The 6,117-nt window shown below is 50.5% G+C and carries 3 protein-coding genes and 1 pseudogene; all 4 read left to right on the top strand.

Annotated elements, in window-relative coordinates; all coding sequences use genetic code 11:
- Window positions 1–265 precede the first annotated feature (265 nt).
- The 4 genes and pseudogenes from BZG79_RS10245 to fabV all read left to right on the top strand — a co-directional run bounded on the left by BZG79_RS10245 (window position 266) and on the right by fabV (window position 5,898).
- The gene (locus BZG79_RS10245) at window positions 266–1,120 is read left to right on the top strand and encodes an SDR family oxidoreductase (protein WP_158009944.1); all 855 of its coding nucleotides are present in this window, start codon (window positions 266–268) and stop codon (window positions 1,118–1,120) included.
- Between the two features lie 693 nt (window positions 1,121–1,813).
- Window positions 1,814–2,497, top strand: a complete 684-nt coding sequence (locus tag BZG79_RS10240) for a TetR/AcrR family transcriptional regulator (protein WP_077460224.1) — start codon at window positions 1,814–1,816, stop codon at window positions 2,495–2,497.
- Window positions 2,498–2,658: 161 nt separating this feature from the next.
- Window positions 2,659–4,483: pseudogene (locus BZG79_RS10235) on the top strand (acyl-CoA dehydrogenase).
- Window positions 4,484–4,695: 212 nt separating this feature from the next.
- Entirely contained in the window at window positions 4,696–5,898 is a 1,203-nt protein-coding gene (gene fabV, locus BZG79_RS10230; protein ID WP_077646076.1) for an enoyl-ACP reductase FabV, read from the top strand.
- Window positions 5,899–6,117 lie beyond the last annotated feature (219 nt).

Raw genomic sequence — 6,117 nt, 5'->3', positions numbered from 1 at the left:
CAAAATGCAGTGTTTAAGTACGTCAATCATCACGGTTTTTGACCACCGTTTAATGATGAATAGTCTATCTTCTCACGCTTTGTAATGACATTATTATGACTATCTGAGAATGAAAACTTTGTCACCATTCACGCTTTTGGTTATTTCCTTACACAATGAAGGAATATATTTACAGCGTGAAATAAATAATCGGTCAAAAATGGGGCAAAAAGCGGTGTGAAGCCGATTACATTGAAAAATAATTACGTAACCCTAAGGAGTGCTTGTGTCAGGATTGAAAGTCGGAATTTGTGGTTGTGGTTGGTTGGGTACCCCCCTTGCGTCGCACTTGCTAGCGGCAGGGCATCAGGTGGTGGGGACCAAGCGCCAATCGGATGCAGCGCAAGCATGGAGCCAGTCACTAGGTGCGCCAATGGTGCCTTTTGATGTCATGGCGCCCGATTACCACCACGCGCAGCCATTGCTTGATTGCGACATTGTGGTGATCAATATCGCGGCAGGGCGACGTAATGCCGATTTTGATGCCTACCGCAACGCGATGACCGCCTTTATTGATCATCTGGCACAAGCGGGCGTTGAACATGTGCTCTTTATTAGCACGACGTCTGTGTATGGAGAGCTTAAAGGACAAGTCACAGAACAGACACCGACCGCCGCGACAACGGCATCCGGTCAAGCGCATGAAGCCATTGAAGCCCATGTTGATCGCGTGTATGGCGATCGGGGCAGTGTGCTGCGCTTGGCAGGTTTAATTGGCGGTGAACGTCACCCATCAACCATGTTGTCAGGGCGTACAGGGCTGTCTGGCGGCAGCGAGCCGGTTAACCTTATCCATCGTAGCGATGTCATGGCTGCAATCAGTGCAATGATTCATCAGCGCCAATGGGGACATGTTTTCCATTTGAGTGCGGATCTTCATCCATCCAAAAGCGTTTATTACAGCTGGGCTGCACGTGAAATGGGATTAACGCCACCTGAGTATCACCCAAGTGCTGGCGATGGAAAATGGATTGATGCCACGCATACGCTGGCGCAGCTGGGACTCACCTTACGGTATGCGTCGCCCTATCAAATGATTGCCAATGGTCAGGTAACGTCTGATGACCCTGCACCAAAATAAAAAAAGCCCACACAAGGTGGGCAAAATAAAGGTAGAGACAAATAAACTCTAAAGTAAGTAGAAAAAGCAGCAGCAGTTCGGAAAGAAAGGTGAATCATGCACCTCAATCGCTGAGGGGGACAAGGCATTTCTTACCGATGCACCCATTAGGACTGGGCGATGACCAAGAAGTTCCTGATGATTTAAAAAAGTCGCCAAATCTTGTCAATGGGCGACGATTTCGTGAGTCTTATCACACAAAACGCGTATCTGCACGCTATTCCTTCCTCAATGCGCATAGAAAAGCCCACAAGAACCGCGCATAAAAAAGCCCACAAGCAACGAGCAAGTGGGCATAGAAGAAAAGTCTTCTAGAAAAAGCAGTGGCACAAAGTGTGACTAGCAAAAATGCGAATGGGTTCCCACATTGGTATAAAAAAAGCGCCGCTTATTTTTGCGGCCGTACGGGCTTACTGGTTTAGTCTCTGATATTCAATACGTTACATATCATCTTGCCCCTCCTGCCTCAGACGGATCATTTACCAAACATTATACGGTGACAATAAACGGGCGCTGAACGCCAGTAATGGCCTGATCACCTTGTCATCACTCAATAATGTGATGTTGCTCATGCGATACGTAGGTGTTTCTTACTTGTTAAATAAGGCTTGTCGGTATAAAGTTAAACAAGCGTTTAAATCAGGTGAATGAATAATGGCAGGACGAGGCGACACCAAAGCGAAAATACTAGATGCCGCGGAGCAGCTCTTCGCCGAGCATGGCTTTAAAGAAACATCGTTGCGCACCATCACCAGCAAAGCAGGGGTTAACCTTGCCTCGGTGAATTACCATTTTGGTGATAAAAAATCATTGGTGCGCGCGGTGCTTGGACGTTATCTCGAGGCATTTATGCCCGCACTTGGCGAACAACTGCAAATGTTGTTAAGCCAGCGTGAATGTACGATGGCCCAAGTGTTTTCTTGTGCCAAACAGCCGGTACTCGCACTTGACCAATACCGGCCTCATGGCGCGGCCACCTTTATGCAATTAATTGGTCGAGGCTACACCGATGTGCAAGGGCACTTGCGTTGGTTTATTACCACGCGCTATGAGCACGTTTTATCCTTGTTTAACCAAGCGGTGCACAAAGCCAACCCGGCACTCACCCCCGAAGCCGTCTTCTGGCATATCCATTTTACGCTCGGCGCTGCCATTTTCACCATGGCATCGAGCGAGGCACTCCGTGATATTGCCGAAAATGATTTTGATCGCACGTTAGACACCGAAGCGATCGTTGACCGCCTCATCCCGTATTTAGCAGCAGGGATGAACGCCGAGCCAGCAGTGATGCAGCAAGGCCAAGTGCTTCCGTTTGCGGCGGAATCGCAGGCCGACTAGCGCAACAACGTATGGGCGTGGTAGGCGTGGAGCCAGCCCTCATTTATTCACCCACGTTATTGTCGATGTCTGACAATGCGTGGAATGCAATGTAAAACCCGTTCTGGTCGCACAATAACAGCAACAAGAGTGCAACCATGATCAACAAAAGGACCTGAATCATGAGCTCTCAAACTTCATTACGTCGTTCACTGATTAGTGACAAAGCGTTTACTTTCTTCAAAAAGGTGCTGCCACCCTTATCAGCGACAGAGCGTGAAGCGATGGAAGCGGGCCGACCATGGTGTTATTTGCATGGGTGAGCATAATGGCGAAGAGGTTCTCGGGATCCGCTTAAGCTGGAACAAGCGCTATATCACCTTAGCCCCCGTGGCCAGTGTCGTTGGGCTTGCCTTCAAACTCGGCGATCCTGAAGGGTTGTTGGGTGACAAAAAAGATCTCGGCATCACCTGTGCCTTGGTCCCGGCAGACCATCCAGGGGTGGAAATTGGCGATCGCCACAACCCACTCAATATGGCCTTCATGAATGGCACCACCCGTGGTGAAGACGTCTTTATTCCGATTGATTGGGTCATCGGCGGGAAAGACTACGTAGGTCGAGGCTGGCGTATGCTGGTGGAATGCCTGTCTGCCGGACGTGGGATCTCGCTGCCTGCGCTCGGCACGGCGGTCGGCCACTTAGCCACACGCACCACAGGCGCTTACAGCTATGTACGTAAGCAGTTTGGTATGCATATTGGCCGCTTTGAAGGGGTCGCCGAAGCACTGGGTCGCATGGGCGGGTTGAACTACTTGATTGAATCGACCCGTACCCTGACCACCACCGCGCTTGACCAAGGTGAGAAACCGGCGATCATCRCCGCCATTTCTAAATACCACATGACCGAGATCGCGCGCACCATCTTAAACGACTCGATGGATGTTCACGCGGGTCGTGCCATTCAATTGGGGCCACTCAACTACATTGGCCACCATTACTTTGGTATTCCTGTCGCGATCACCGTGGAAGGGGCGAACATTCTTACCCGCAACCTGATGATCTTTGGTCAAGGGGCGACCCGTTGCCACCCTTATGTACTTAAAGAGATGGAAGCGGCGGCTAACCCAGACCAAGAGCAAGGCGCACAAGCATTTGATAACCTGCTGTTTAAACACATTGGTCATGCCACTAAAAACAGCATCATGGGGTTTGTGAATGCGTTAACCGGCTCGCTGACTAACCGTGCACCGGTTAGTGGTGAAACGGCCAAATACTATCGCCACCTGACTCGCATGAGTCGTGCACTGGCGGTAACCACCGATGTGGCGATGTTGTCACTAGGCGGTGAGCTAAAACGCCGCGAAATGCTTTCAGCGCGCCTTGGTGATGTACTGAGTCACCTTTATATGGCATCGGCAACCCTGAAGCGCTATGAAGATGAAGGGCGTCCAAGCCAAGATCTGCCAATGGTGCACTATGCGCTGCAATACTGCTTAGCCCAGTGTGCCAAAGCCTTTGATGGCGCCTTTAACAACTTCCCGGCCAAAGGCGTGGGTCGTAGTTTACGGGTGCTACTGTTCCCATTAGGCATGCGTTATACGATGCCGTCCGACAAACTGCTCAACCAGATCGCCGAGCAGTTAATGACCCCAAGTGCAGAGCGCGACCGTTGGACGCATCTTTGCTATGTTGGGGAAAAAGCCGACGATCCGGTGGCGGTAATGGAACGTGCCTTCACAGCCATGTGGGCGTGTCGTGATACCGAAAAAGCCCTGATCAAGGCAGTAAAAGCCAAGAAAATCAATGGTAAAGCCAGCCTGGCCGACCGTTCACAACAAGCGGTAGAGCAAAATATTATTACCGCCGATGCGCGTGAAAAATTGCTTGAGGCCGATGCGTTGCGTGCTTACGCCGTACAAGTGGATGATTTTGAGGCCGATTGGTTTACCTCAAACCAGTTACAAGGGGGCGCTATCGACAAAGCCAACCCAAATAAAGCCGCTTAAACGCTGTGATTACGCTAATGAAAAGCGTCTGTGATGAGCAGACGCTTTTTTGTTGGCTCGCTCATGGAACCGATTTACACTGCGATCTTGCCCACTATTTTTGCCTGCAACACCTCCAACCACTGGGTATTTTTGCCCTTTTTCCATAAAAGGGGATGCATAGGCAGGCGTTAGTATTTATCCTAGCCTCAATTTTGTGAGGGACGTTGAATATGATCATCAAACCTAAAATTCGCGGATTTATCTGTACAACCACCCATCCAGTGGGGTGTGAAGCGAACGTAAAAGAACAAATTGACTACACCAAAGCGCAAGGCCCGATTGCCAATGCGCCAAAACGTGTGTTGGTCGTGGGTGCATCCAGCGGCTATGGCTTGTCCTCACGCATTGCAGCCGCCTTTGGTGGCGGCGCAGCAACCATAGGCGTGTTCTTCGAAAAGCCAGGCACCGAGAAAAAGCCAGGCACCGCAGGCTGGTATAACTCAGCCGCGTTCGACAAGTTTGCCAAGCAAGAAGGCCTGTATTCAAAAAGCCTGAACGGCGATGCTTTCTCGCACGAGGCCAAGCAAAAAACCATCGATTTGATCAAACAAGACTTGGGTCAAATCGACATGGTGGTTTACTCACTGGCCTCGCCAGTCCGTAAGCTACCTGACAGCGGCGAGCTGGTGCGTTCATCACTCAAACCTATCGGTGAGACGTACACCTCAACTGCCGTCGATACCAACAAAGATCAACTTATCGAAGCGAGCGTCGAGCCTGCTACTGAGCAAGAGATCCAAGACACCGTCACTGTCATGGGCGGTGAAGACTGGGAACTTTGGATTAACGCACTCAATGACGCCGGCGTATTGGCCGAAGGCTGCAAGACCGTCGCCTACAGCTACATTGGCACAGAGCTCACTTGGCCAATTTACTGGGAAGGGGCACTAGGCAAAGCCAAAATGGACTTAGACCGTGCCGCCAACGCGCTAAACCAGACGCTTGCCACCAAAGGTGGTAGCGCCAACGTCGCCGTATTGAAAAGCGTCGTGACCCAAGCGAGCTCGGCTATTCCCGTTATGCCGCTTTATATCGCCATGGTGTTCAAAAAGATGCGCGAAGAAGGGGTCCATGAAGGCTGCATGGAGCAAATCCATCGCATGTTTACTCAACGCCTCTATCAAGCCGATGGCAGCGAGCCTGCCGTTGATAGCGAGCGTCGCTTGCGTTTAGACGACCTAGAGCTACGCGAAGACATTCAGCAGCACTGTCGCGACTTGTGGCCGCAAATCACCACTGACAATCTCACCGAGCTAACCGACTACAACGAATACAAAGCCGAGTTCTTGAAGCTATTTGGCTTTGGCGTAGACGGCGTAGACTACGACGCAGACGTGAGCCCATTGGTAGAATTTGATGTCGAAAACATCTAAAACTGTTTAGAAAACAGACGAAAGAGGTCAGCCAAACGCTGGCCTCTTTTTTATTGCACGAAAGCTAACCAAACAAACCAAAATCGTCGCTTTTTACTTTACAAGCGAAGCCTAAGCCAATAATATACGTCGCGTTCCGGAGAGATGGCTGAGTGGTTGAAAGCACCGGTCTTGAAAACCGGCAAGGGTTAATAGCCCTTCTAGGGTTCAAATCCCTAT

The sequence above is a fragment of the Salinivibrio sp. MA427 genome (genome assembly GCF_001996115.1).
In the GTDB taxonomy this organism is placed as follows: Bacteria; Pseudomonadota; Gammaproteobacteria; order Enterobacterales; family Vibrionaceae; genus Salinivibrio; species Salinivibrio costicola.
This window is presented reverse-complemented; position numbering and strand designations above follow the sequence as displayed.